General features: G+C 56.0%; 1 protein-coding gene. It reads right to left on the reverse strand.

The window, feature by feature from the left end; all coding sequences use genetic code 11:
* Nucleotides 1–103 precede the first annotated feature (103 nt).
* Nucleotides 104–418, reverse strand: a complete 315-nt coding sequence (locus tag AC1DWF_RS34235) for a hypothetical protein (RefSeq protein ID WP_476842933.1) — start codon at nt 416–418, stop codon at nt 104–106.
* Nucleotides 419–729 lie beyond the last annotated feature (311 nt).

A 729-nucleotide genomic window follows, 5' to 3' on the forward strand; every position in this document is an offset into this window, starting at 1 on the left:
GTTGTCCCAGCGATTCAGCGTTGCGCCCAAGAATTGATCCAGATCTGGGCGTGTGAGAACCGTGTCCTTGAATTGCCAAAGTATCTTTGCGCGTTCCAAGCGTTCACCTACCGAGCTTCTTGTTGAATATGCTCTGTACGCGGGAAAGTGCTTGCTTATTTTTGGCCTCGAAATCGGTCTCGAGATCAATTCCGCCGTCAGGTCCCTGTCGGACGTCCTCTACACGGGTGATAAGCCGCCCTTTGGAATCCTTGTTCCGTACTGACGACATGCCGGCGCTGGCATCCAGGATGCGCTGCACGTGATGGAGCTCGCGCTCAATACCCTCCCGGCTCCGATTATTGGCCATGGCAAGCTCCTTCTCCGACCCTCTCGCGCTCAGGTTTTGCATGTTCGGTTTGGGGAGGGAAAGGCTCAAGTTTGTCGCCCAGCTGCTCGCGGAGCGCGGGGGCCCAAGAGATGCTCAGCTGTTGCTGCTACCTATGCGCTACCTAGGCTTTCCGGCCTGGCGCTAGAAAAGGCATTAAGTCTTTGATCCGRATGGTGGGCGCGACAGGGATTGAACCTGTGACCCCTGCCGTGTGAAGGCAAGGCATAGAGATTTTTCTGAGTTGCGGCGGTTTGCGATCTGCCTGGAATCCAAGCTTTATCCTCGATTCTTCTCCTGAACTGATTTGCTTTCTGTTGCGGCGGCGCGCGGGTGCCTGCTACCTAGGTGCTACCTAGAGG

Source organism: Aminobacter sp. P4_D5, from assembly GCF_056401815.1.